Raw genomic sequence first — 21,952 nt, 5'->3', positions numbered from 1 at the left:
CGGGCTCGTGAGGATCTCGGGTTACTTGAGCTTCGTACCCGTGGAACGCAGGTTGGCGCAGGCCTCCGTCACGCGCGCGGCCATGCTCGCCTCGGCCAGCTTGCCCCAGGTGCGCGGGTCGTAGGTCTTCTTGGAGCCGACCTCGCCGTCGACCTTCAGGACACCGTCGTAGTTGCGGAACATGTGGTCCGCGACGGGGCGGGTGAAGGCGTACTGCGTGTCCGTGTCGATGTTCATCTTCACGACGCCGTTGTCCAGCGCGAGCGCGATCTCCGCCTCGGTGGAGCCGGAGCCGCCGTGGAAGACGAAGTCGAACGGGGACGCCTTGCCGTACTTGGCGGCCACGCCCTCGTTCAGCTCCTTGAGGAGCTCGGGGCGCAGGACGACGTTGCCCGGCTTGTAGACACCGTGGACGTTGCCGAAGGAGGCGGCGAGCAGGTAGCGGCCCTTCTCACCGAGACCGAGGGCCTCGACGGTGCGGATCGCGTCGTCGACCGTGGTGTAGAGGGAGTCGTTGATCTCGTGCGAGACGCCGTCCTCCTCACCGCCGGTCGGGGTGATCTCGACCTCGAGGATGATCTTCGCGGCGCGGGCGCGCTCGAGGAGCTCCTGCGCGATGGTCAGGTTGTCCGAGAGGGTCTCGGCCGAGCCGTCCCACATGTGCGACTGGAAGAGCGGGTTCTCGCCACGGGCGACGCGCTCCTCCGACACCGCGAGCAGCGGACGTACATACCCGTCGAGCTTGTCCTTCGGGCAGTGGTCCGTGTGCAGCGCGACGGTGATGTCGTACTTCTTGGCGACGATGTGCGCGAACTCGGCGAGCGCCACCGAACCGGTGACCATGTCCTTGTTGTACTGACCGCCCAGGAACTCGGCGCCACCGGTCGAGATCTGGATGATGCCGTCGCTCTCGGCCTCGGCGAAGCCGCGCAGCGCCGCGTGCAGGGTCTGCGTCGAGGTGACGTTGATGGCCGGGTAGGCGAACTTGCCCGCCTTCGCCCGGTCGAGCATCTCGTTGTAGACCTCGGGAGTTGCGATGGGCATCTGACCGCTCCTTGATTGTGCGGGTTGGCTGGTTCCTTACGGCCCTGACCTAGGGGGCGACGTCATCGTCGGCCCCATCTTTCCAGACTTGACCGGATGGTCCCGCCCTCGGTCTCACCCTGTGGATGACTCAGTCCAGGCCCAGCTCATCCTTGGAGAAGGCGAAGCGATAAGGAACCCCCGCGCCCTCCTGAATCTTCTCCGCCGCACCGGTCGCGCGGTCCACGATCGTGGCGACGGCGACGACCTCGGCGCCCGCCTCCCGCACGGCCTCGACCGCGGTGAGCGGGGAGCCGCCGGTGGTGGAGGTGTCCTCGACGACCAGGACCCGGCGGCCCGCGATGTCGGGCCCCTCGACGCGGCGCTGGAGGCCGTGCGCCTTGGCGGCCTTGCGGACGACGAAGGCGTCGAGCTTGCGGCCGCGGGCGGCGGCCGCGTGCAGCATGGCGGCGGCGACCGGGTCGGCGCCCATCGTCAGGCCGCCCACCGCGTCGAAGTCGAGGTCGGCGGTGAGGTCCAGGAGCACCTGCCCGACCAGCGGGGCGGCTTCCCCGTCCAGGGTGATGCGGCGCAGGTCGACGTAGTAGTCGGCCTCCAGGCCCGAGGAGAGGGTCACCTTGCCGTGGACCACGGCCTTGTCCTTGATCTGCTGCAGCAGCGTGCCGCGTACGTCGTCCGTCATGCCTGCCAGCTTAGAGGCGGCGCCAGCTCCAGGTCGTCGAGGCCTCCAGCGGCTCCAGGGGCGTGACCAGGCGGGGGGCGGTGTTCAGACCGTTCGGCGGCCCGGTCTGCGGCTCCACACAGACGGCCTCGGCCTGCTCGTCGTAGACCACGACCCACTCCTCGCGGGAGGCGACGGTGAGCTCCAGCAGCCCCGGCCAGGTGAGCGTCACGTCCACCCCGCCGGGCATCCCGAAGCAGTCGTCCCACGGGCCGGGCTTGGGGTCGAGACGGTTTCCGGTGGGCAGGTGGTCGTCACCGCGCTCCTCCTGCCAGGCGGCGGAGAAGGCCAGTTGCACGTCCTCGCCACCGAGGTTCCTGTTGAACCACGGGTGCCAGCCGATCTGGGCCGGGAAGGAGGAGTCGTACGTCTCGACGGACATCGTGAGCGTCACGGCGTCCGGCGTGAGGGCGACCTGTTGCGTGACCCGGCCCGGGTACGGCCAGGGTTCGACCAGGTCGTACGTGATCACCGCCTCGTCCGTCGTCGTGCGCGCGACGCGCCAGGCGCCGTCGCGGGCGGTGCCGTGGATGGCGTGCGGCGGGGAGTTGAGCGGCATCTGACGGACCGTCGCCCCGTCCCGGAAACGGCCGTCCCTGGTCCGGCCGCACCAGGGCACCATCGGGAAGCAGCCGAAGCGCTCGCCCTGCCGCAGCAGTTCGGTACCGCCGACGCGCAGTCCGCCGATCCGGCCGCCGTTTCCCGGCAGCACGGTCACCTCCGCGTCGCCCGCGGTCAGCGTGATGGGTTCGTTACTCACGGGACGACCCTACTGGGGTGATCAAGGGGGTGCTTCCGGCCATCCCGGATTCCCGCCGCCCGGGCCCCGGCGGCGTGGTTCCGGCCCACCTGGCCCCCGCTTCCTCAGTGCCGCTTGCGCAGCACCCTGCCGACGACGATCGCCGACGCGACGACGAGGGCCGCCGCGGGGGCCGCCCAGCGGAGGGCGGAGTGCGGGGCGCCGGTGTGCGGGGCGGGCACGGGCGCGTACCGGCCGCGCGGCGGGGCGTGGTCGACCTCCTCCGCACTCCGGCCGATCATCGTGCGGCGCGCGTGCGCGGCTTCGGCGGGGAGGTCGGGGGTGAAGCCGGCGGGGGCGGCGGGCTCGGGTTCGACGAGCCCGGGGGTGGGCTCGTCGAGGGCGTCCGGGGTGCGCGGGGCTTCGGGGGTGGTGGGTTCGTCCGCGGGCACCGGGGTGTCGTCGGCGTCGGGACCGGCCTCGGCGTCGCCCGTCGCGGAGGGTTCGAGGTCCTCGGTGGCTTCGGGGGCGGCGGACTCGGTGGTGTCGGCGTCGTGAGTCGCGGGCGGGGAGGCTTCGGCGGGATCGGGAACGTCGGCGCCCTCGGCGGCCGAAGGTTCCTCGCGCTCGGCGGCCTCGCCGGCCGGAAGCTCGTCACGCTCGGCGGCCTCGCCGGCCGGAGGTTCGTCACGCTCGGTGGTCTCGGCGGCCGGGGACTCGGTGCCCTTGGCCGTCGGCGGCTCGGGGGCCTCGGTTGCCGGAGGCCCGGCCGTGTCGGTGGCGCGTGCGGGCTGCGGGCCCCGCTTGGGCTCGGCCGCCGATCCCAGGTGCTCCGCGAAACGGTTCAGCAGCCGGGTGACGGCCGAGGTGACGGCATCCGCCGGAAGCTCCTTGATGCGGCCGTCGGCGGAGGCGGTGCCGTCGAAGGTGAGCCGGGAGCCGCCGTCGGCCTCGTCCACCCTCAGCGTGAGGGAGAGCCTCACCACGCCGGTGCCACGGGCCTCGGTGGCGTCGCCCTCGACGACGTAGGAACCGTCGTCCTGGGCGGAGAGGCGGGCCGAGCCGCGGTAGGTGATGGTGTGGCCGCCGACCCGCACTTTCAGCCGCCCGGTGACGGGCTCGGCGCCGACGTCCTGCTGGAGTCCGGGAACAGCCCGGGCGAGCCGAACGGGGTCGGCCAGCGCCTCCCTGAGCCGCTCGGCCGGAACCGGAACGAACACCTCATGCTCCATGGTCACCGAGCCTACCCAGTGGGCACCACCGCGCACCCTGGTTGGTCGAAAGTGACCGCGCGTCGGCGTGGGCCTCAATAGCGCGGATGCACCAGCGTCGACACCTCCGACCCTCCGACCCGCGTCTTCTCCGCCGCCCTCCTGTCCGCCTCCAGGCCCGCCTGGGTCAGCGTCCGCTCCGACCCCTCGGCGTCGAGCCGGAGGGCCGGGCGGCGGGCGGAGGCCAGCACGAACCCCCAGTCCCGCGGCGCCCGGCTCGCCCCCGTCGTGCGGTCCGGGCCCGCCGCGAAGCCGGAGTCGAGGCCGCCCACGCAGTACGGCACCGTCCTCAGCCCCGCCGCGCGGATCGTCCTGTCCACCGTCCAGAAGGCGCGGGGGCGGCTCGACACCGGACCGGCGTGCACCACCAGGCGGCCTCCCGGAGCCAGCGCCCGCCTCGCCAGGCCGTAGAACTCCTGGGAGTACAGCTTCGTGCTGGCCGTGATCCCGGGGTCGGGCAGGTCCGCGATCACCACGTCGTACCCGCCCCGCGGCGCTCCGCGCAGCCAGTCGAAGGCGTCACCCGTGGTGACCTGGACGCGCCGGTCGTCGTACGCGTGGCCGTTCAGCGCGGACAGTGCCGGGTCCTCGCGGGCCAGCCGCACCACCCCGGCGTCGAGTTCCACGACGTCCACCCGGTGCACATCCGGATGGCGCAGCACCTCGCGGGCCGCCAGGCCGTCACCGCCGCCCAGGATCAGCACGCGCGCGTGCTCGCCGTACATCGCGGGGTGGACCAGCGCCTCGTGGTAGCGGTGTTCGTCGCGGCCGCTGACCCGCAGCCGGCCGTCGAGGAAGAGGTCGAGAGGGCGGCCTCGCGTGCCGCCGGTGAGGACGACCTCCTGGACGTCGGTCTGGAGGGCCACCCGTACGTCGTCGCCGTACACCGCCTGTCGGGCCGCCCGTTCGAAGTCGTCGACCAGGACGGCGGCCGCGGCCAGGGTGCCGAGCACGGCGAGGTTGGCGATCAGCAGCAGACAACGGGCCCGGCAGGACAGGTCCCGGCGGAAGAGGCCCAGCACCAGCGCGCCGCCCACGATCACGTTCACCGTGCCGGTGATCAGGGCGCCCGTCAGCTGGCCCAGCAGGGGCAGCAGCAGGAACGGAAAGGCCAGGCCTCCGACCAGCGCGCCCACGTAGTCCGCCGCGAACAGGTCCGCCACCGCGCCGCCCGGGTCCTGGCGGCGGACGCGCTGGATGAGCTCCATCAGCAGCGGGACCTCGGCGCCGATCAGCAGGCCGATGGCGAGGGAGAAGGCGACGAGGAGGCAGCGGGAGCCGTTCGCCCAGATGCCGCCCCAGTCGCCGGTCCAGGCGAAGGCGGCGTAGAGGGCCATCGCGCTGAGGCCTCCCACGAGGGCCAGGGCGGCCTCGATCGCGCCGAAGGCGGCGGCCGCGTGCCAGCGCAGCCGCTTGGCGAAGAGCGAGCCGATGCCCATCGCGAAAACCATGACGGACAGCACGACGGAGGCCTGGGTGACCGAGTCGCCGATCAAGTACGAGGCGAGGGCGACCAGTTCGAGTTCGTACACCAGTCCGCACGCGGCGCAGACGAAGACGCCCGCGAGGACCAGGAACCTGCCGATCCCGGGCCGGACGGGAAGCCGCGCGGGCCCGGCCCAGGGCGGCGTGGTGCCGGGTGGGGCGGGCGCGTGCGGTTCGATCACGTTGCGACGTTACGTCACGCCCGGTGCACGCTTCGTCACCCACACGTGTGGAACTGCGGGTCGATCGGGCGTGTGGCGTTTGTACGACGTGAAGGGTGATCTCGCCCGAGATCCTGGGTGTGCCGTCAGACGGCGCTCGGGCTGAGCCGGCCCGCCGGGACTCTCACCCCCACCCGGGTCCTGGTCGCCACCAGCTGTCCGTCCTGCGGGTACGCGTGCCAGGTCCGCCACAGCACGTGCCCCTCCTGGCGCTGGGCCAGCAGCGCGGTGAAGGCGTGCGGGCTGCCGGGGAAGACGCCGGCGAGGCCGTGCGGATGGTCGGAGACGAGGGCCAGCAACTCCTGGGCGCGGCCCGCGAACTGGCCCGGCGAAAGGACCTCCACCCGGGCCGCGAACTCGTACTCCCAGTCGCCGACCCGCTTGGCGACGCCCAGCGGGAGCGGGGTGCTGCTGCCCGAGATGCACGCCACCGTCTCCGAACAGGTGCCCCGCTCCTCCTCCAGGAGCACCTGATGGGACGCTCCGAGGAGTCTCAGTTCCAGCTTCGTGCCGTCGAACACGAGGTCGAGGGTCGCCAGTGCGGGGAGCGGCTCGCGCCCCAGGGCCCAGGCGAGGTCGGCCGCGCGCGTGTCGGTGTACGAGGTTTTCAGGGTCGTGAGCATGGATCGGCTCCGCTAGGCACGCAAAGGAAGAAAAGGGAGGTGTGGGTCCGGCGCACTCGGGTCGACACCGGCGGGGATTCGGCCCGATCGGCCCGGTCGGAAGGTCGGCAGGGGTGGCTCTGGACGTCCGCAGGGCCGCTGCGTGGGTGATTTAGAGAGAATCATGAACTGCGGCGCCGCCACAGCGTTTTTACCCAACTTCGTGGGGTTTCCATCCCTCAGAGGGCTCCACAGTTCAACTGTTCAACCACGGCGCACGCCAGGCCCGCATGAGCGTGCGCCGGAGCGGCCGGGTGCTCGCGGCACACGAAGAGCCGGGCCCCACCCCCGTGCGGGCCCGGCTCTCGTGTTCCGGATGCGGAAAGCTCAGCTGCCCCGTGTCAGCTGCCTCCGCCGCATCCGCCCCCACCGCCCCCTCCGCATGACGACCCGCCTCCGCAGGACGAACCGCCTCCGCAGGACGAACCGCCGCTGTCGCCCCCGTCGGCCCAGCTGTCGCCGCTGCCGCTGCCGCTGCCGCTGCCGCCGGACGATCGCCGGCCACTGCTGCGCTGTCGGCGCCCGGCCCCCACGATCGCCCTCAGGAGCAGGGCCATGAACAGAACCAGCACGATGATCCCGAGAGCCATGGGCATGGCGTCCCCCCTCTTCCGCGGCTCAGCTGCCGCCGCCGCAGCCGCCCCCGCCGCCGCAGGAGGACCCGCCCCCGCAGGACGAGCTGCTGCCGCAGGAGGACCCGGAGGAGCCGCACGACGAGCCGACACCGCCGCTCGCCCCGCCCCCGGCCCACCAGCTGCCACTGCTGTTCCCGCTCCGGCGGCGCCCCCGCGCCCCGGCCCGGCTCTGCGCGGCCTGCCTGTCCTCCCGAAGACTGAGACGTACCACCACGAAGACGAGTACTGCGGCAATCGCCAGGATGATGCCGATAGTCATGGCGTCACCCTCCTTCCGTTTCCCCGAGACGACCCCCCGTGGGCGCCTCGCGTTGTGCGTGCGAGGGAGATGCCCCCGTGTCTCACCAGCCAAAGCAGAGTTGAGGAACTCCAGAGCTTGGGCGCAGGATGACCGCGACGGCCTTCTCCGGCACCGGCGAGAGGGCGGCCGGGTGCGGGCGGCCGGCGAGACGTGCGAGGAGATGGCTGGGACATGGGCGACAGGGCGCTGCTGAACCGCAGGCTGGACGGATTCGGCACGACGATCTTCGCGGAGATGTCGGCACTGGCCGTACGGACCGGCGCGATCAATCTCGGGCAGGGCTTCCCGGACACCGACGGCCCCGAGGCCGTACGGGAGGCGGCGGTGCGGGCGCTGCGCGAGGGGCGGGGCAACCAGTACCCGCCCGGGCCCGGCGTCCCCGAGCTGCGCACGGCCGTCACCGACCACCAGCACCGCTTCTACGGCCTGACCTTCGACCCCGACACGGAGGTCCTGGTCACCGCGGGCGCCACGGAGGCCATCGCGGCCACGATGCTCGCGCTGCTGGAACCGGGCGACGAGGTCATCGCCTTCGAGCCGTACTACGACTCCTACGCGGCGTGCATCAGCATGGCCGGCGCCACCCGCGTCCCGCTGACCCTGCGCGCCCCCGACTTCCGCCCGGATCTCGACGCGCTCCGGGACGCGGTGACCGACCGCACCCGGCTGCTGCTGCTCAACTCCCCGCACAACCCGACCGGCATGGTGCTGACCCGCGAGGAGCTGACGGCCATCGCCGAGCTGGCGGTCGAGCGGGACCTGCTCGTGGTGACCGACGAGGTGTACGAGCACCTGACCTACGACGACGCCGAACACATCCCGCTGATCTCGCTGCCGGGGATGCGCGACCGTACGGTCTCCATCTCCTCCGCGGGCAAGACCTTCTCCTTCACCGGCTGGAAGGTCGGCTGGATCACCGCGGCCGCGCCGCTGATCGCCGCCGTCCGTACGGCGAAGCAGTTCCTGACGTATGTGTCGTCCGGGCCGTTCCAGTACGCGATCGCGGAGGCGCTGCGGCTGCCGGACAGCTACTTCACCGGCTTCCGCGAGGAGCTGCGCGGCAAGCGCGACATCCTCGCCGACGGGCTCACCGCGGCGGGCTTCGAGGTCTTCCGGCCGCAGGGCACGTACTTCATCACCACCGACATCGCCGCCCTCGGCGAGAAGGACGCCCTGGCCTTCTGCCGCGGCCTGCCGGAACGCTCCGGTGTGGTCGCCGTCCCCAACTCGGTCTTCTACGACGACAAGGAGGCCGGCCGCAGCCAGGTGCGGTTCGCGTTCTGCAAGCGGGACGAGGTGCTGCGCGACGCCGCCGCCCGCCTTCTGCGGTAGCGCGCCGACGCGGCGGTCAGGCCCCGCTGGACACCGCCTGCCCGCGCACCGCGTCCGGCCGCACGGCAGCGGTCACACCGAGGCGATCGTCACCGACTCCCCGGCGGCGGCCCGCCGCGCCGGACACCGCGGTGGTCGCGGTCAACGCCTCGACCCGGCCGGCCGGCGGCGCCGAGCTCGGCGTCTCCGCCCGGGAGCTGCCCGCCCCCGAGCCCGATGGCGTCGGCGGGCGGGACGCGTCACGCCGCCACGCCGGGCGCGGTGAATCCCCACCCGCCCGGGCGCTCAATGCTCGCTTATGCCTGCTTTCCCCTGCAATGTGCGGATGTGACTCACGCCAGTACCCTCGCACCGCCCGCCGTCACACACACCACCGCCGGGCGGGCCGCCCCGCGCGCCCCCCTCGCGGCGACGCTCGGTACGGCTCTCGGCCTGTTCGCGCTCGCCCGGCTCACCGGCGTCGCCGTGCTCGCGGCGACCGCCTGGGCCACCGGGCATCGGCCGCTCACCCTGCTCGGGCGGTCCTGGGACTCCCGCTGGTACCTGGGGATCGCCGAGCACGGCTACGGCCGCGCCCTGCACGTCCCCCCGGACCTGGTCTTCAGCGACCTGGCCTTCTTCCCGCTGTACCCGGCGCTGGTCCGGGCGGTGACCGCGGTGAGCCCGCTGAGCGGCGGCGCGGCGGGCCTGCTGATCTCCTGGACCGCCGCGGCCGTCGCCGCCGCCGGCCTCTACGCGCTCGGCGCCCACCTCCACGGCCGGGCCGTCGCCGCCACGCTCGTCCTGCTCTGGGGCCTGCTGCCGCACTCGGTCGTGCTGTCGATGGCGTACACCGAGCCCCTGCTGACCGCGTTCGCCGCCTGGTCGCTGTACGCCGTGCTCACCGGCCGCTGGCTGTGGGCGGGCACGCTCGCCACGCTGGCGGGCCTTGCCCGGCCGAACGGGTTCGCGGTCGCGGCGGCGGTGCTGGTGACGGCGGCCTGCGAGATCGGGCGGCGGCGCGGAAAAGTTACCCACAGGCTGTGGACGGGCGCCGCGCTCGCCCCGCTCGGCTGGTGCGCGTACGTGCTGTGGGTCGGGCACCGCAAGGGCGACCTGCTCGGCGGCTACTTCGAGGTGCAGCGCCGGTGGGGCTCACGCTTCGACTTCGGCCGGGGCTCCCTGCGCTTCGTGCGCCGTCTGCTGCTCCAGGGCGATCGGCTGGTCTTCCCCATGGCGCTGCTGATCGTCGCGGCGGCGGTCGTGCTGTACGCGCTGCTGCTGGCCGACCGCGCCCCGCTGCCCCTGCTGGTCTACAGCGGCGTCCTGCTGCTGATCACGCTGGGCGGCTCGGGCTTCTTCGCGTCGAAGCCCCGCTTCCTGCTCCCCGCCTTCCCGCTCCTGCTGCCGCTCGCGCGGGCCCTGGTGCGGACGGCGAGAGCCCGGCCCTGGCACGCGGCCGTGCTGGCCTGCGCCCTGGCCGGGCTCTCGTTCGGCTACGGCGCGTATCTGGTCGTACTCGCCGATACGCCCCTGTAGTCGGGTGCCGAGGGTGGCTGAGGATCTACTCCTCGTCCTCGGGCTTCTCCGCGTCATTGACCTCCTGCTCGAGGCCGAGCTGCTCGACGAGCCACTTGTCGAACTCGATGGCGGCCCGCACCCAGCTGACCGTCGAGGAGACGAAGTGCTCCAGGCTGACGCCGGTGCCGATCAGCATCTGCGCCTCACCGATCAGACGGACGGTGCCGTCGTCATGGGTGTGCGTGTAGACCTTGGGCCACAGGGTGCGGCGGTTCCAGTCGTCGATGGACTCCAGCAGCTGCGGCTTCTCGTCGATCTGGTGGGGCCGGTCGTAGAACGTCCGCACCGAGAAGACCTGCTGGTCACCCTCGCCACGGAACATGAAGTACGTACGGAACTGCTCCCACGGCGCTGCGAGGTCACCCTCTTCGTCGACGACGTACTTCAGCTCCATCTGTTCGAGGAGCTGCTTCACGAGGTCCTGATCCGGGACGACGGGACCCGCCGGTCCTTGGGGCTGCGGCTCGGGCTGCTGGCCCCCGAAGTTCGGAATCGAGGACGGATCGATGGTCACCGTGAATTTCCCTTCGTACGGATTCCTTCATCCTCCCCCATACGGGGAGGGGCGTGGCAACCCCGACGGGTACTGTCAGCCGACAGCTGACAGGAACCGGTCGGCAGGGCGCGAAGGGGCGGGGCTCATGACGATGGCACACGGCGGCGAAACAACGGGACGTACCAGGTGGGGAGTGGTGGCCGCCATCCTGGGACTGCCCGCGCTGCTTTTGTTCGGCCTCCTCGCGATGATGGCGGCCTGGGTGCTGGTCGGGTGATCGAGGGAGCCCCGGACGAGCCCCCTCGATCATGGGTCAGAGCGTCTTGCCGGTCGCCGGTCCGACGATCAGACCGTCCCCGAACGCGTCCACCCGGACCGTGTCGCCGTCCTTGACCTCGCCGGAGAGGATCTCCTTGGCGAGGCGGTCGCCGATGGCGGTCTGGACGAGGCGGCGCAGGGGCCGGGCACCGTACGCCGGGTCGTTGCCCTCGTCGGCGAGCCAGGCCAGGGCCTCGTCGGTGACCACGAGGGTGAGCCGGCGTTCCGCGAGACGCTTGGCGAGCCGGTCGATCTGGAGGCGGGCGATCCGGCGCAGCTCGTCCTTGTTCAGGGCCGAGAAGACGACCAGGTCGTCGAGGCGGTTCAGGAACTCCGGCTTGAAGCTGGACCGCACCACCTCCAGCACCTGTTCCTTCTTCTCCGTCTCACTGGTGATCGGGTCGACCAGGAACTGGCTGCCGAGGTTCGACGTCAGCACCAGGATGGTGTTGCGGAAGTCGACGGTGCGACCCTGGCCGTCCGTCAGACGTCCGTCGTCCAGCACCTGGAGCAGGATGTCGAAGACCTCCGGGTGCGCCTTCTCCACCTCGTCCAGCAGCACCACGCTGTACGGCCGCCTGCGGACGGCCTCCGTCAGCTGGCCGCCCTCCTCGTAGCCGATGTAGCCGGGAGGCGCGCCGACGAGACGGGCGACGCTGTGCTTCTCGCCGTACTCACTCATGTCGATGCGGATCATCGCCCGCTCGTCGTCGAAGAGGAAGTCGGCGAGCGCCTTGGCGAGTTCGGTCTTGCCGACGCCCGTCGGGCCCAGGAAGAGGAAGGAGCCGGTGGGGCGGTCCGGGTCGGCGATGCCGGCCCGGGTGCGGCGCACGGCGTCGGAGACCGCCTGCACGGCCTGTGACTGGCCGATCAGCCGGCGCCCCAACTCCTCCTCCATGCGCAGGAGTTTCTGCGTCTCGCCCTCCATGAGGCGGCCTGCGGGGATGCCGGTCCAGGCGGCGACGACGTCGGCGATGTCGTCCGGACCGACCTCCTCCTTGACCATGGTGTCCTTGGAGACCTCCTCCTCGGCCTGGGAGGCTTCCGCCAAGTCCCTTTCCAGGGTGGGGATCTCGCCGTAGAGCAGCTTGCTGGCGGTGTCGAAGTCGCCGTCGCGCTGGGCGCGTTCGGCCTGGCCGCGCAGATCGTCGAGGCGTTCCTTCAGCTCACCGACGCGGTTGAGGGACTGCTTCTCCTTCTCCCAGCGGGCGGTCAGGCCCCGCAGCTCCTCCTCCTTGTCGGCGAGATCGCGGCGCAGCCGCTCCAGTCGCTCGCGGGAGGCAGGGTCGGTCTCCTTGTCCAGGGCGAGCTCCTCCATCTTCAACCGGTCGACGGCGCGCTGGAGTTCGTCGATCTCCAGGGGCGAGGAGTCGATCTCCATACGGAGGCGGGAGGCGGACTCGTCGACGAGGTCGATGGCCTTGTCGGGGAGGAAGCGGGAGGTGATGTACCGGTCGGAGAGGGTGGCGGCGGCGACGAGGGCGGCGTCGGCGATCTGGACCTTGTGGTGGGCCTCGTAGCGGCCCTTGAGTCCGCGCAGGATCGCGATCGTGTCCTCGACCGTCGGCTCGGCGACCAGCACCTGCTGGAAGCGGCGCTCCAGGGCGGGGTCCTTCTCGATCCGCTCCCGGTACTCGTCCAGCGTCGTCGCGCCGACCATGCGCAGCTCACCGCGGGCGAGCATGGGCTTGAGCATGTTGCCGGCGTCCATGGCGGAGTCGCCGCCGGCCCCGGCGCCCACGACGGTGTGCAGTTCGTCGATGAAGGTGACGATCTGCCCGTCGGAGGCCTTGATCTCGGCGAGGACGGTCTTGAGCCGCTCCTCGAACTCACCGCGGTACTTGGCCCCGGCGACCATGGCGCCCAGGTCGAGGGCGACGAGCCGCTTGTTCTTGAGGGACTCGGGCACGTCCCCCTTCACGATCCGCTGGGCGAGCCCCTCGACGACGGCGGTCTTGCCGACGCCGGGCTCACCGATGAGGACCGGGTTGTTCTTGGTGCGCCGGGACAGGACCTGGACGACCCGCCGGATCTCCTGGTCCCGCCCGATGACGGGGTCGAGCTTGCCCTCGCGGGCAGCGGCGGTGAAATCGGTGCCGAACTTCTCCAGGGCCTTGTACTGCCCCTCCGGATCGGGTGTGGTCACCCGGCGTCCTCCCCTGGCCTTCTGGAACGCCTCCTGCAACTTCCTGGCGTTCGCGCCCTGCGAGGAGAGTACGTCCGCGGCCTGGCCGCCCTTCGCGGCGATGCCCATGAGGAGATGCTCGGTGGAGAGGTACTCGTCACCGAGGTCCTTGGCGCGGGCGCCGGCGTCGGCGACCACGGCGAGCAGGTCACGGCTGGGCTGCGGGGGCGCGACGGTGGATCCGGTCACGCTGGGCAGTGCGGCGAGGATCTTCTCCGCGCCGACCCGCACGGCGGCCTGGTCGGCCTCGGCGGCGGCCAGCAGATCGACGATGTTCTCGTTGTCCTGCCCCTGGAGCAGAGCGAGGAGCAGGTGAGCGGGGGTGAGATCGGGGTGTCCCTCGGTGGCGGCCCGCTTCTCGGCCGCGTTGATCGCGTCCCGGCTCCGGTTGGTCAGCTCGGCGTCCACGTTCGCGTACTCCTCCTCGGTGTGGGCTCTCCCTGGACTGACTCAGTCAACGTACACAAAGTTGAGTCTATTCCACTCAAGGCGGGATGCGGGAGCCTGCGAGGGGCTAACTTCCAAGCCATGACGACTCCTCCCACGACCGCGCACCTCCAGGACCTCACGGCCCTCGACGAGCCGTATCTCAGCTTCTGGCGGGAACGGCACCTGTGCACGCTGACGACCCTGCGCCCGGACGGCAGCCCGCATGTCGTGCCGGTCGGAGTGACGTACGACCAGGAGACCGGAGTTGCTCGGGTGATCACGAGCGGGTCGAGCAAGAAGGCGCGGAACGTGCTGGCGGCCGGGCCGGAGGGGGCACGGGTGGCGGTGTGCCAGACGGCGGGCCGGCGGTGGGCGACGCTGGAGGGGCGGGCACGGGTCCGCACGGAGCCGGACCGGGTCGCGGAGGCGGTGCGCCGGTACGCGCAGCGCTACGAGCGGGAGCCGCGGCCGAATCCCGCGCGGGTGGTGATCGAGATCGAGGTGACACGGGCGCTCGGTCACGGGTGAGGACGCGTGAGCGATCTTTTCCGGCCAGTGATCGATTGGGTGGATACCCGGAAATGTCCCCAGAAACACAGCGGCGTCACCGTGTTCAGGTCACGGTGACGCCGCTGCGGGGGGAAGCACCTGCGCGATCTGTTACGACGGGGGAATCGCGTCAGGCACTGCGGGGGGTGGCTGGGATGGCCCGTGAGGTGGGGGATTCCGGTTCCACCAGCCGATGGTCTCGTTGGTCAAGATTCACAAAGATCATTCCGTACCGGATGGCACACCGCACTGGCTGCGGCGCCCCCCGAGGCCGCCGCAGACAGCGGTACGCCCGCAGGTCCTCGTCCTCGTCCCGCGTGACGACCACCGGCTCACCGAACACGGTCACCATCAACGAGTCACCGGCGTGGGGGATCGCGGTGACCAGGTCGATGAAGTGCCAGCCGGAGCGGTAGGCCGTGGCCATTTCGCGACGGAATGAGCGATCGTCGGGCGGAGTGGTCATGTCAGCTCTCAACCGCCCAGGCGCTGTCGTCGACCTTCCAGGCGCTGTCGTCAGGCAGCGGCGTGGAGGCAGCTGCGACGCGCCAGGCGCTGTCCGCCCGAACGTCGCCCTTCGCTTCGGACAAGCCGCTCAACGCTCCGAAGGCAAAAACGGCGGAAAAAGCAGCGGCAAGCACCGAGCGAAGCAATTTCTTCTGCATAGTCGGCTTCGTCCTCACTTGAAGGTCCCCTCTTCACCCCGTGAGATAAGACGATGGCTCATTCGGGCACGTCATGGCCACACAATCGATGCATCATGTTCCTGCACGTTCAGGACCCTGGGGGGTGGAGATTTGACAACAAAGGGGACAAGCGCGACACATCCACACGCGGTGACCACGCTGTGTGAGGAAGGTGGCCTGCTTTATGCGAACGCTCTGCGCACAGGACGCGTTGCCCGCTCGGACGTGGAGGCCGCACCCTGCTTGATCGAGTTCGACCTGCTGCACCCCGACCCGGACGATCCGAGCTGGCTGCGCCCGGTGCCCCCGGCGATCGCCCTGGCACAGCGACTCAACCCCATAGAGCACGAGATCACCGAGCGCAGGCAGCTGTCGATCGAACTGGCAGATGCTTTCAAGCCGTTCATGGCACTCAGCGCCCAGGCGACGACACCCACGCACTCCATCACGGTGCTGGAGGGCCGCGACCGGATCAACGCCGCGCTCAACCTGGCCGCGGGCCAGTGCCAGGTGGAGATGCTCACGGTCCAGCCCAGCAACCGCAGAACCGAGCGCAGCCTCGTCCAGGGACTGGAACGAGACACGACGTTGATCGAACGTGGTGTGCGCATCCGGACCCTCTACCAGCACACCGCCAGGTACAGCCCCGAGAAGCTGGCCTACGTGGAACAGCTCTCCAAGGGCAAGGTGGAGTACCGCACCATCGACGAGCTGGTCGAGCGCCTCATCATCTGCGACGAGACCGTTGCCTTCATCCCCACCCGCGATGACCAGGAAGTCGCCCTGGAACTGCGCCACCCGGGCCTCGTGCGCTACCTGATCAAGGTCTTCGAGTTCATGTGGGGCCGCTCGGTCCCGCTGAGCGCCGGGGCTCCCTACGAAACCGCCGCCGACGGCATCACCGACATCCAGCACTCCATCGCCAAACTCCTGGTGGAAGGCCATGTCGACGAGGCCATCGCGCGCCGGCTGGGCATGAACGTGCGCACCTGCCGTGCCCACATCGCCAAGCTGGCCGCGGCCCTGGGCAGCGGCAGCCGCGCCCAGCTCGGCTTCCTCATCGCCGAGTCCGGAATCCTCAAGTCGGACCAGCCGACGGCAGGGGGAGAGAGCCACTCGTGAAAGCCGGGCCCGACCCGGCTGCCTCAGCGGACCGTCGGGGACCCCTGACCGGGAACACTGAGGTACGGGCCCGCGTCCCGGGGGCCGTCCAGGCCCACCTGCGCGATGCGTACGCCCAGCTGCGTCCGGCTCGCCGCGCCCAGCGTCTCCGACAGTCGCGCGATGTGCGCCCGGCAGGTACGGACGCTTATGCCGAGACGTTCCGCGATCACCGCGTCCTGGTGGCCCTCCGCCAGGAGTGCCGCGATGGACTGTTCGCGGTGGGAGATGCCCTCGATGCCCGTGTCGGGAAGGGGAGCGGTCAGCGGGATCGCGAGGCGCCACAGCCGCTCGAAGGTCGTGAACAGGTAGTTCACCAGCGCCGGGTGGCGCAGCTCCAGGGCCAGCGTGCGGTCCGGGCTCGCCGGGATGAAGGCGACCGTGCGGTCGAAGAGGATCAGCCGGTCGATGACCTCGTCGAGGGTCCTGGCCTCCACCGCGTCGCCCATCAGCTCCAGATAGTTCAGCAGGCCCTGGCCGTGCCGCGCCACATGCGTGTAGAGGTCCCGCATCCGTACACCCCGGCCGCGCAGCGCCAGCGCCCGGTGCAGGCCCTCGGTCAGCTCGTGTTCGGGGCGGATACCGCCCGGCTGCACCGTCAGGACCTCCGTCGTGCACGCCTCCGTCGCCGCGTCCATCGCGGCCTGGATCCGGGAGAGGCCGTCCAGGACCCGGATCGAGGAGCCCTCCGCGGCCGAGGAGCGCTGCTGCGGCGCAAGTCCGGCGTACCACTCGAAGGCGGCCACCGCCGACCCCATCCGCCGCTGGCTCGCGCTCACCTCCTCGTGGACCCCGCGCAGCAGCCGTGTCATGACCTCCTGCGGGGAGGTCGGCACGAGCCAGTCCATGTCGTCGGGGTCCGGGTGCAGCAGCGCCAGCTCAAGCAGGCAGGGCACCGGTCCGGCGTCCTCGCGCGGCACGCGTCCGCGCCGTACGGCCCGGGAATACACGCGATCCCCGGCCTCGCACAGTCGGTCAGCACCGTGTGGGTGCTCGTCCGTCCCGTGCCCGGCCATCGCCCAGCCCACCCCCGTATCCAGCCTCTCGTGCCCGGCGTGCGCGCGCTCGTGGCACCGACACACCCCTACGGGTCCGCAACTATGCGCGGACCGGTCCTGCTCCGCAACACGGCTCCGTCCCCTGTGACCGAGGGAAACCACCTGTATGCCCCTGATTATCCGCGCCTCCGCCCGTCGAGTTGCAACAAGCTGATGCTGGTGGGCCCTACCCACAGAAGGCCTCCGCAAAGGGAATCCGGCTCTCCGCGTACGCTGCCCGAAATCCGTGGGTGATCGCCGCGTTACGTATCGCCTCTAACGTCCTTTCATGGCGGACATATTTGACGCGTACGCGTTGGCCGACGCGTGGGACGAGATGTTTGTGCGGCCGGGTGAGGTCAGGACCGCCTACGAGCCGGTGCTGGCGGCCCTGCAGCCGATCGAGCCGAGCGAACTGCGCTTCCGGGCCGACCAGATGGCCCGGGCGTTCACCGACAGAGGCGTGACGTACGCCTTCGCGGGCGAGGAGCGGCCCTGGCCGCTGGACCTCGTGCCGAGGATCCTCGATGCCCTCGAATGGGATCTAGTGCAACGCGGGGTGAGCCAGCGGGTGCGGGCCCTGGAGGCCTATCTCGCGGACGCCTACGGGCACTGCCGGGCCTTCGAGGACGGCGTCGTGCCCTGGCGGTTGCTGCTCAACTCGCCCCACTTCCACCGCGCGGCCCACGGGGTCGAACCACCCGGCGGGGTACGGATCCATGTGGCGGGAATCGATCTCGTCCGGGACGAGGCAGGGGACTTCCGGGTGCTCGAGGACAACGTGCGGGTGCCCAGCGGGGTTTCGTACGTCATCGAGAACCGGCGTGCCATGACCCGGGTCTTCCCCTCCCTCTTCGCCGAACAGCACGTCCTGCCCGTCGACGGGTACGGGCAGAAGCTGCTCGCCGCCCTGCGCGCCGCCGCTCCCGGCGGTACGGCGGATCCCCGGGTCGTCGTGCTCACCCCGGGACCCAGCAACGCGGCCTACTTCGAACACGCCCTGCTGGCCCGGCTGATGGGCGTGCAGCTCGTCGAGGGGCACGATCTGGTGTGCCGGAACAACCGGGTGTGGATGCGGACCACACGCGGCGAGATGCCGGTCCATGTCGTATACCGGCGCCTCGACGACGACTTCCTCGATCCGCTGCACTTCCGGCCCGACTCGGTGATCGGCTGCCCGGGGATCATGAACGCGGCCATGGCGGGCAACGTCACCCTCGCCAACGCCGTCGGCAACGGCATCGCGGACGACAAGCTGCTCTACACGTACGTGCCGGACCTGATCCGGTACTACCTCGGCGAGGAGCCCGTCCTCCCCAACGTGGAGTCCTTCCGGCCCGACGAGCCGGGGCAGCTGGACGCCGTCCTCGACCAGATCGACCAGCTCGTCATCAAGCCCGTCGACGGCGCCGGCGGCCAGGGCATCGTCATCGGGCCCAAGGCGGACAGGGCGACCCTGGAGCGGACCAGGAAGGCCGTCATCGGCGACCCGCGCGGCTACATCGCCCAGCGGCCCGTCGCGCTGTCCACCTCCCCCACCCTCGCCGGCGAGCGCATGGCACCCCGCCACATCGACCTCAGGCCCTTCGCCGTCAACGACGGCGACGACATCTGGGTCCTGCCCGGCGGCCTCACCCGCGTCGCCCTCCAGGAGGGCAACCTGATCGTCAACTCCAGCCAGGGCGGCGGCTCCAAGGACACCTGGGTCCTCGCCGAGGGGCCCGCCGAGCACCCCGAGGAGCCGAGCGCCGGGACGGCCCTGCCGGGCGTCGCACCCCGTCAGCTGGGCCCCGACGGTGCCCCCACCGTCGTACAGGAAGGAGCGCAGCAGCAGTGAGCGACGTGATCCTCTCCCGGATAGCCGAGGCGCTGACCTGGACCGGGCGGTATGTCGAGCGAGCGGACGCCACCGGGCGCATCCTCGACGCGTATCTGCACCGCATGCTGGAGGACCCCTGGCGCGACGAGGACGTGGCCTGCCGGTCGCTGTACGCGATCCTCGGCGTCGACGCGGGCGACGAGCGCGTGGACATGCAGCAGGTCCTGGACCAACTCGCCTTCGACGCCCGTTCGACCTGCTCGATCGAGGGCGCGCTGGGCGCGGCGCGGCTGAACGCCCGCAGCGCCCGTGAGGCCGTCTCCTCCGAGATGTGGGAGTGCCTCAACTCCACCTGGCACGCGCTCGCCGACCAGCGGCGCGCGGCCCGCCGTACGGGCCCGTACGGCTATCTGGAGCTGGTACGCGCGCGTGCCGCGCTGTTCTTCGGGCTCGCCGACTCCACGATGAGCCGGGACGACAGCTGGCGGTTCGTGGTGCTGGGGCGGAGCCTCGAGCGGGTGGACATGACCGTGCGGCTGCTGTCCGTGCGGGTGCTGGACGCCGCGCACGCGCCCGACTGGACGACGCTGCTGAGCGCGTCCGGTGCCGACGAGGCGTACGCGCGCGTGCACAGCGGCTTCGGCGACAGCGCGCGGGTCGCCGAGTTCCTGCTGCTGGACCGGGGCTTCCCGCGCTCGGCACTGCACGCGCTGACCACCGCGGAGGAGTGCCTCAGCGCCCTCGGCCGCCCCCGCCAGGACCCCGCGCGCCGCCCGATCGGCCGGCTGCGCACCCGCCTGGAGTACCTCGACTCGCACGCCCTCCAGGATCAACTCCCCGTGCTGCTCCAGGACTTGCAGCAGGCCTGCCTGAACTCGGCGGAGGGGGTCGCGGAGCGGTTCTTCCCGTACCAGGGGCCCGTGGTGTGGGCCCAGGAAGGAGCCTGACATGACCCGTCGCCTCCGCATCAAGCACATCACCCGCGTCGCGTACGCCCAGGCCGCCGTCTCCTCGCACAACGAGGTCCGTATGACGCCGCTGACGCTGCCCGGGCAGACCACGCTGGACTCCCGGGTCACCGTCACCCCGGCCACCGCGACCTGGTCGTACTGGGACTACTGGGGCACCCAGGTCACCGGCTTCGACCTGATGGACCCCCACGCGGACCTCACCATCACGGCCTCCAGCCTGGTCGAGACGTCCCCGCCGGAACCACTGCCGGCCGCTCCCGGCTGGCCGGAGGTGGCCGAACGGGCCAGGACCTCGCGCCTGTTGGAGTTCGCGGGCCCCACGGTCCGTACGACGGTCCCGCCCAAGCTGCTGAAGAAGGCGCGGAAGGCCGCGCTGGGCCTCGGCCCGCACGAGGCCGCCGTCGCCGTCTCCGCCCTGGTCGCCGACCGGGTCTCCTACCTCCCCGGCGCCACCAGCGTGAACACCTCCGCCGCCGAGGCCTGGGAGCAGGGGGCCGGCGTCTGCCAGGACATCACCCATCTCACCCTCGGCATGCTGCGGGGCGTGGGCCTGCCGGCCCGGTACGTCTCCGGCTATCTCCAGCCCGAGCGGGAGGCGGAGCTGCACCGGCCGGTCGCGGGCCAGAGCCATGCCTGGATCGAGTACTGGGCGGGCGACTGGTGCGGCTACGACCCCACCAACCGGACGCGGGCCGACGAGTCGCATGTGGTCGTGGGGCGTGGCCGGGACTACGACGACGTGACGCCCCACAAGGGCATCTACCGGGGCGTGCCGGGCGGACCGCCGGAGGTGACGGTGGAGTTCACGCGGGTGGCGTGAGCGGGGGCGGGGCCGGGGCCGGGCGGCGGATCCCGGCCCCGCGCCCCGGCTACGCCGGTGCGAAGACGAAGAAGCCGTCCTCCGTGGCCAGATACCCGTATCCGGTCCGCGTGTTCACGTCCGGGACGGCGGTCAGGTCCTTGGCGAGCACCTTGCGCGTCATGACGTCCACGGCCAGGTCGCCGTCGTCCGTGCTGCCGTACAGGACCTTGCCGTTGCCGGAGAAGCGGATCGGGTCGAGCGCGTTCTCGCCCTCCTCCTGGGCCCACAGACGGGTGCCGTCGGCCGTCCTCCAGACCGCCGTGCCGTCGAAGCCGGTGTCGAACTCGCTCTTGTCCAGGGCCGCCAACTCACCGTCGGCGGAGCGCACGACGAGCTCGCCGCCCTCGTAGGAGGCGGTCAGGGCGCCGCTCGCCAGGTCGTACCAGGCGTAGACCTGGGTGGTGGGGCTGAGGCCGAGGTCCTTCTGCCAGGCCACCAGGGCCTTGCCGTCGGTGACCTCGACGACCTGGATGGTGCGGGACTTCGGCTGTCCCTCGTCGTCGAGCACGACGCCCTTGGGTATCCCGGCCTTGGCGGAGGACCAGATCTGCTTGCCGGTGGCCAGGTCGTTGAGGGTGACGTCCGAGGGGTCGTAGTCGTACTTCCCGGCGGCCTCGAAGCCCGGGTAGTAGCCGCCCGCGATCACCGGGGCGTGCGTCTGGTCGCCGCTGGCGATCCCCGTCTCCGCGTCGAAGTCGCACTCGGCGTCGTCGTCGCCGTTGCAGGGGACCGTGCGGGCGGTGCCGCCGCCGATCGGGGTGAGGGTCACGGCGCCGTCGGCGGCGGTGACCGCGTAGCCGCTGACGATGTGGCCGAACTCGTAGCCGGACGTCTCGCCGAGCTTCGTGCCGTCGACGGAGTACAGGATCGCCGAGGTGGTCGTCTCCTCCTGGGTCAGACCGTCGGACTCCTTCGTCGCGGACGTGCCGACGGCGACCGCCGGGGCGCCGTCCTTCCAGGTGACGCCCTCGACCGACTGCGCGGTCACACCGAGGGTCTTGGTGACCGCGCCGGTCCTGGCGTCCCGGAACTCCAGCGTGAGCTTCTCCGCGTCGTCGGAGGCGAACAGGACGCGGTTGACGTCGTCGGGCTCGCCGTCGACCGAGGCGTCGGTGAGGTAGGCGCCGCTCGCGTCCCTGGCGAACAGCAGGACCTCGCCGAGGTCCAGGACACCGAGCTCCGGGTTGTCCGTGGGCAGGCTCCAGGCGGCCTTCCGCGCGTAGCCGGGCAGGGCGGCGCCCTGGTACGCCGGGCCGCTCGCCACCGGCTTCCCGGTGGCCTTCCCGCCGCCGCCGGCGGACTCGGTGCCGCCCTCGCCGCCGCAGCCCGTCAGCAGCGCCATGGACAGAGACAGACCGACGACCGCGGCGCGCGTGCGCACGCGGCTCCCCTTGGTGGGCGGCGTGTTCGTGGGCAGCATGTTCTTCCCCCGTGTTCGAGACATGACAGCCCGGCATCCTAGAACAGT

Annotated in this window: 22 protein-coding genes; 8 read left to right on the top strand and 14 right to left on the bottom strand. The window is 71.3% G+C overall.

Annotated features, from left to right (window positions below):
- Positions 1 to 21: 21 nt before the first annotated feature.
- From fbaA to ACIOHP_RS06160, 7 genes are all read right to left on the bottom strand, one after another.
- Complete coding sequence (gene fbaA, locus ACIOHP_RS06190; RefSeq protein ID WP_361484277.1) at positions 22 to 1,044, bottom strand: class II fructose-bisphosphate aldolase; 1,023 nt, start codon at positions 1,042 to 1,044, stop codon at positions 22 to 24.
- Positions 1,045 to 1,174: 130 nt separating this feature from the next.
- Positions 1,175 to 1,726, bottom strand: coding sequence for an orotate phosphoribosyltransferase (pyrE, locus tag ACIOHP_RS06185; protein WP_361550503.1), 552 nt, complete (start codon positions 1,724 to 1,726; stop codon positions 1,175 to 1,177).
- 10 nt (positions 1,727 to 1,736) lie between these two features.
- A complete protein-coding gene (locus tag ACIOHP_RS06180) occupies positions 1,737 to 2,525 on the bottom strand; it encodes an aldose 1-epimerase (RefSeq protein ID WP_401883822.1) in 789 nt (262 codons plus the stop codon).
- 104 nt (positions 2,526 to 2,629) lie between these two features.
- Positions 2,630 to 3,736, bottom strand: a complete 1,107-nt coding sequence (locus tag ACIOHP_RS06175) for an SRPBCC domain-containing protein (protein WP_401883820.1) — start codon at positions 3,734 to 3,736, stop codon at positions 2,630 to 2,632.
- A gap of 74 nt (positions 3,737 to 3,810) precedes the next feature.
- Positions 3,811 to 5,442, bottom strand: coding sequence for a polyamine aminopropyltransferase (locus ACIOHP_RS06170; protein WP_401883818.1), 1,632 nt, complete (start codon positions 5,440 to 5,442; stop codon positions 3,811 to 3,813).
- Between the two features lie 125 nt (positions 5,443 to 5,567).
- Positions 5,568 to 6,104, bottom strand: coding sequence for a DUF2617 family protein (locus tag ACIOHP_RS06165; RefSeq protein WP_401883816.1), 537 nt, complete (start codon positions 6,102 to 6,104; stop codon positions 5,568 to 5,570).
- Between the two features lie 657 nt (positions 6,105 to 6,761).
- Positions 6,762 to 7,037 carry a hypothetical protein gene (locus ACIOHP_RS06160; protein ID WP_401883814.1) on the bottom strand — a complete coding sequence of 92 codons (276 nt, stop codon included), beginning with the start codon at positions 7,035 to 7,037 and terminating at the stop codon, positions 6,762 to 6,764.
- 213 nt (positions 7,038 to 7,250) lie between these two features.
- Between ACIOHP_RS06160 and ACIOHP_RS06155 the strand changes: the two genes are divergently transcribed.
- Positions 7,251 to 8,411, top strand: coding sequence for a pyridoxal phosphate-dependent aminotransferase (locus ACIOHP_RS06155; protein WP_307028046.1), 1,161 nt, complete (start codon positions 7,251 to 7,253; stop codon positions 8,409 to 8,411).
- A gap of 16 nt (positions 8,412 to 8,427) precedes the next feature.
- Here the strand turns inward: ACIOHP_RS06155 and ACIOHP_RS06150 are convergent, their stop codons facing one another.
- Entirely contained in the window at positions 8,428 to 8,556 is a 129-nt protein-coding gene (locus ACIOHP_RS06150; RefSeq protein WP_401883812.1) for a hypothetical protein, read from the bottom strand.
- 182 nt (positions 8,557 to 8,738) lie between these two features.
- Between ACIOHP_RS06150 and ACIOHP_RS06145 the strand changes: the two genes are divergently transcribed.
- Positions 8,739 to 9,929 (top strand): hypothetical protein, encoded by a 1,191-nt coding sequence (locus ACIOHP_RS06145; protein ID WP_401883810.1) that lies wholly within the window; start codon positions 8,739 to 8,741, stop codon positions 9,927 to 9,929.
- Positions 9,930 to 9,954: 25 nt separating this feature from the next.
- On the opposite strand, the gene ACIOHP_RS06140 is transcribed toward ACIOHP_RS06145, so the two are convergent.
- The gene (locus ACIOHP_RS06140) at positions 9,955 to 10,485 is read right to left on the bottom strand and encodes a YbjN domain-containing protein (RefSeq protein WP_046247600.1); all 531 of its coding nucleotides are present in this window, start codon (positions 10,483 to 10,485) and stop codon (positions 9,955 to 9,957) included.
- Between the two features lie 127 nt (positions 10,486 to 10,612).
- Between ACIOHP_RS06140 and ACIOHP_RS06135 the strand changes: the two genes are divergently transcribed.
- On the top strand, positions 10,613 to 10,744 hold the full coding sequence (locus ACIOHP_RS06135; RefSeq protein WP_361550516.1) for a hypothetical protein: 132 nt from the start codon (positions 10,613 to 10,615) through the stop codon (positions 10,742 to 10,744).
- Positions 10,745 to 10,780: 36 nt separating this feature from the next.
- Here the strand turns inward: ACIOHP_RS06135 and clpB are convergent, their stop codons facing one another.
- Positions 10,781 to 13,378 (bottom strand): ATP-dependent chaperone ClpB, encoded by a 2,598-nt coding sequence (gene clpB, locus ACIOHP_RS06130; RefSeq protein WP_401883808.1) that lies wholly within the window; start codon positions 13,376 to 13,378, stop codon positions 10,781 to 10,783.
- Positions 13,379 to 13,498: 120 nt separating this feature from the next.
- Here clpB and ACIOHP_RS06125 point away from each other — a divergent pair, with 120 nt between their 5' ends.
- On the top strand, positions 13,499 to 13,927 hold the full coding sequence (locus ACIOHP_RS06125; protein WP_401883806.1) for a pyridoxamine 5'-phosphate oxidase family protein: 429 nt from the start codon (positions 13,499 to 13,501) through the stop codon (positions 13,925 to 13,927).
- Positions 13,928 to 14,078: 151 nt separating this feature from the next.
- Here the strand turns inward: ACIOHP_RS06125 and ACIOHP_RS06120 are convergent, their stop codons facing one another.
- Together ACIOHP_RS06120 and ACIOHP_RS06115 are read right to left on the bottom strand one after the other, a co-directional pair.
- Positions 14,079 to 14,414 carry a hypothetical protein gene (locus ACIOHP_RS06120; RefSeq protein WP_046247603.1) on the bottom strand — a complete coding sequence of 112 codons (336 nt, stop codon included), beginning with the start codon at positions 14,412 to 14,414 and terminating at the stop codon, positions 14,079 to 14,081.
- A 1-nt stretch (position 14,415) separates the two neighbouring features.
- Positions 14,416 to 14,613: a hypothetical protein gene (locus tag ACIOHP_RS06115; RefSeq protein WP_361550522.1), complete on the bottom strand. Its 198-nt coding sequence runs from the start codon at positions 14,611 to 14,613 to the stop codon at positions 14,416 to 14,418.
- Between the two features lie 132 nt (positions 14,614 to 14,745).
- On the opposite strand from ACIOHP_RS06115, the gene ACIOHP_RS06110 reads away from it, so the two are divergent.
- On the top strand, positions 14,746 to 15,756 hold the full coding sequence (locus ACIOHP_RS06110) for a helix-turn-helix transcriptional regulator (RefSeq protein WP_401883803.1): 1,011 nt from the start codon (positions 14,746 to 14,748) through the stop codon (positions 15,754 to 15,756).
- A gap of 23 nt (positions 15,757 to 15,779) precedes the next feature.
- Here the strand turns inward: ACIOHP_RS06110 and ACIOHP_RS06105 are convergent, their stop codons facing one another.
- A complete protein-coding gene (locus ACIOHP_RS06105) occupies positions 15,780 to 16,811 on the bottom strand; it encodes a helix-turn-helix transcriptional regulator (protein ID WP_307028077.1) in 1,032 nt (343 codons plus the stop codon).
- Positions 16,812 to 17,121: 310 nt separating this feature from the next.
- On the opposite strand from ACIOHP_RS06105, the gene ACIOHP_RS06100 reads away from it, so the two are divergent.
- Genes ACIOHP_RS06100 through ACIOHP_RS06090 form a run of 3 tightly spaced genes read left to right on the top strand, consistent with a single transcriptional unit; the run spans position 17,122 to position 20,442 of the window.
- Positions 17,122 to 18,669 (top strand): circularly permuted type 2 ATP-grasp protein, encoded by a 1,548-nt coding sequence (locus ACIOHP_RS06100; RefSeq protein WP_401883800.1) that lies wholly within the window; start codon positions 17,122 to 17,124, stop codon positions 18,667 to 18,669.
- Positions 18,666 to 19,598, top strand: coding sequence for an alpha-E domain-containing protein (locus ACIOHP_RS06095; protein WP_361550527.1), 933 nt, complete (start codon positions 18,666 to 18,668; stop codon positions 19,596 to 19,598). The genes ACIOHP_RS06100 and ACIOHP_RS06095 overlap by 4 nt, the downstream gene beginning before the upstream one ends.
- A 1-nt stretch (position 19,599) precedes the next feature.
- Entirely contained in the window at positions 19,600 to 20,442 is an 843-nt protein-coding gene (locus tag ACIOHP_RS06090; protein WP_401883798.1) for a transglutaminase N-terminal domain-containing protein, read from the top strand.
- A gap of 49 nt (positions 20,443 to 20,491) precedes the next feature.
- Here the strand turns inward: ACIOHP_RS06090 and ACIOHP_RS06085 are convergent, their stop codons facing one another.
- Positions 20,492 to 21,928 (bottom strand): hypothetical protein, encoded by a 1,437-nt coding sequence (locus ACIOHP_RS06085; RefSeq protein ID WP_401883796.1) that lies wholly within the window; start codon positions 21,926 to 21,928, stop codon positions 20,492 to 20,494.
- Positions 21,929 to 21,952: the final 24 nt, after the last annotated feature.

It is taken from the genome of Streptomyces sp. NPDC087859 (genome assembly GCF_044742595.1).
GTDB classification, from domain to species: domain Bacteria; phylum Actinomycetota; class Actinomycetes; order Streptomycetales; family Streptomycetaceae; genus Streptomyces; species Streptomyces canus_F.
The sequence above is the reverse complement of the archived record's forward strand: the minus strand, read 5'-3'. Positions and strand labels throughout refer to the sequence as shown.

Bases quoted from the DNA above. Each gene is read 5' to 3' on its own strand.
- fbaA (WP_361484277.1), bottom strand. From the start codon at position 1,044: ATGCCCATCGCAACTCCCGAGGTCTACAACGAGATGCTCGACCGGGCG.
- pyrE (WP_361550503.1), bottom strand. From the start codon at position 1,726: ATGACGGACGACGTACGCGGCACGCTGCTGCAGCAGATCAAGGACAAG.
- ACIOHP_RS06175 (WP_401883820.1), bottom strand. From the start codon at position 3,736: ATGGAGCATGAGGTGTTCGTTCCGGTTCCGGCCGAGCGGCTCAGGGAG.
- ACIOHP_RS06165 (WP_401883816.1), bottom strand. From the start codon at position 6,104: ATGCTCACGACCCTGAAAACCTCGTACACCGACACGCGCGCGGCCGAC.
- ACIOHP_RS06160 (WP_401883814.1), bottom strand. From the start codon at position 7,037: ATGACTATCGGCATCATCCTGGCGATTGCCGCAGTACTCGTCTTCGTG.
- ACIOHP_RS06155 (WP_307028046.1), top strand. From the start codon at position 7,251: ATGGGCGACAGGGCGCTGCTGAACCGCAGGCTGGACGGATTCGGCACG.
- ACIOHP_RS06135 (WP_361550516.1), top strand. From the start codon at position 10,613: ATGACGATGGCACACGGCGGCGAAACAACGGGACGTACCAGGTGGGGA.
- ACIOHP_RS06125 (WP_401883806.1), top strand. From the start codon at position 13,499: ATGACGACTCCTCCCACGACCGCGCACCTCCAGGACCTCACGGCCCTC.
- ACIOHP_RS06120 (WP_046247603.1), bottom strand. From the start codon at position 14,414: ATGACCACTCCGCCCGACGATCGCTCATTCCGTCGCGAAATGGCCACG.
- ACIOHP_RS06115 (WP_361550522.1), bottom strand. From the start codon at position 14,613: ATGCAGAAGAAATTGCTTCGCTCGGTGCTTGCCGCTGCTTTTTCCGCC.
- ACIOHP_RS06105 (WP_307028077.1), bottom strand. From the start codon at position 16,811: ATGGCCGGGCACGGGACGGACGAGCACCCACACGGTGCTGACCGACTG.
- ACIOHP_RS06100 (WP_401883800.1), top strand. From the start codon at position 17,122: ATGGCGGACATATTTGACGCGTACGCGTTGGCCGACGCGTGGGACGAG.
- ACIOHP_RS06090 (WP_401883798.1), top strand. From the start codon at position 19,600: ATGACCCGTCGCCTCCGCATCAAGCACATCACCCGCGTCGCGTACGCC.
- ACIOHP_RS06085 (WP_401883796.1), bottom strand. From the start codon at position 21,928: ATGTCTCGAACACGGGGGAAGAACATGCTGCCCACGAACACGCCGCCC.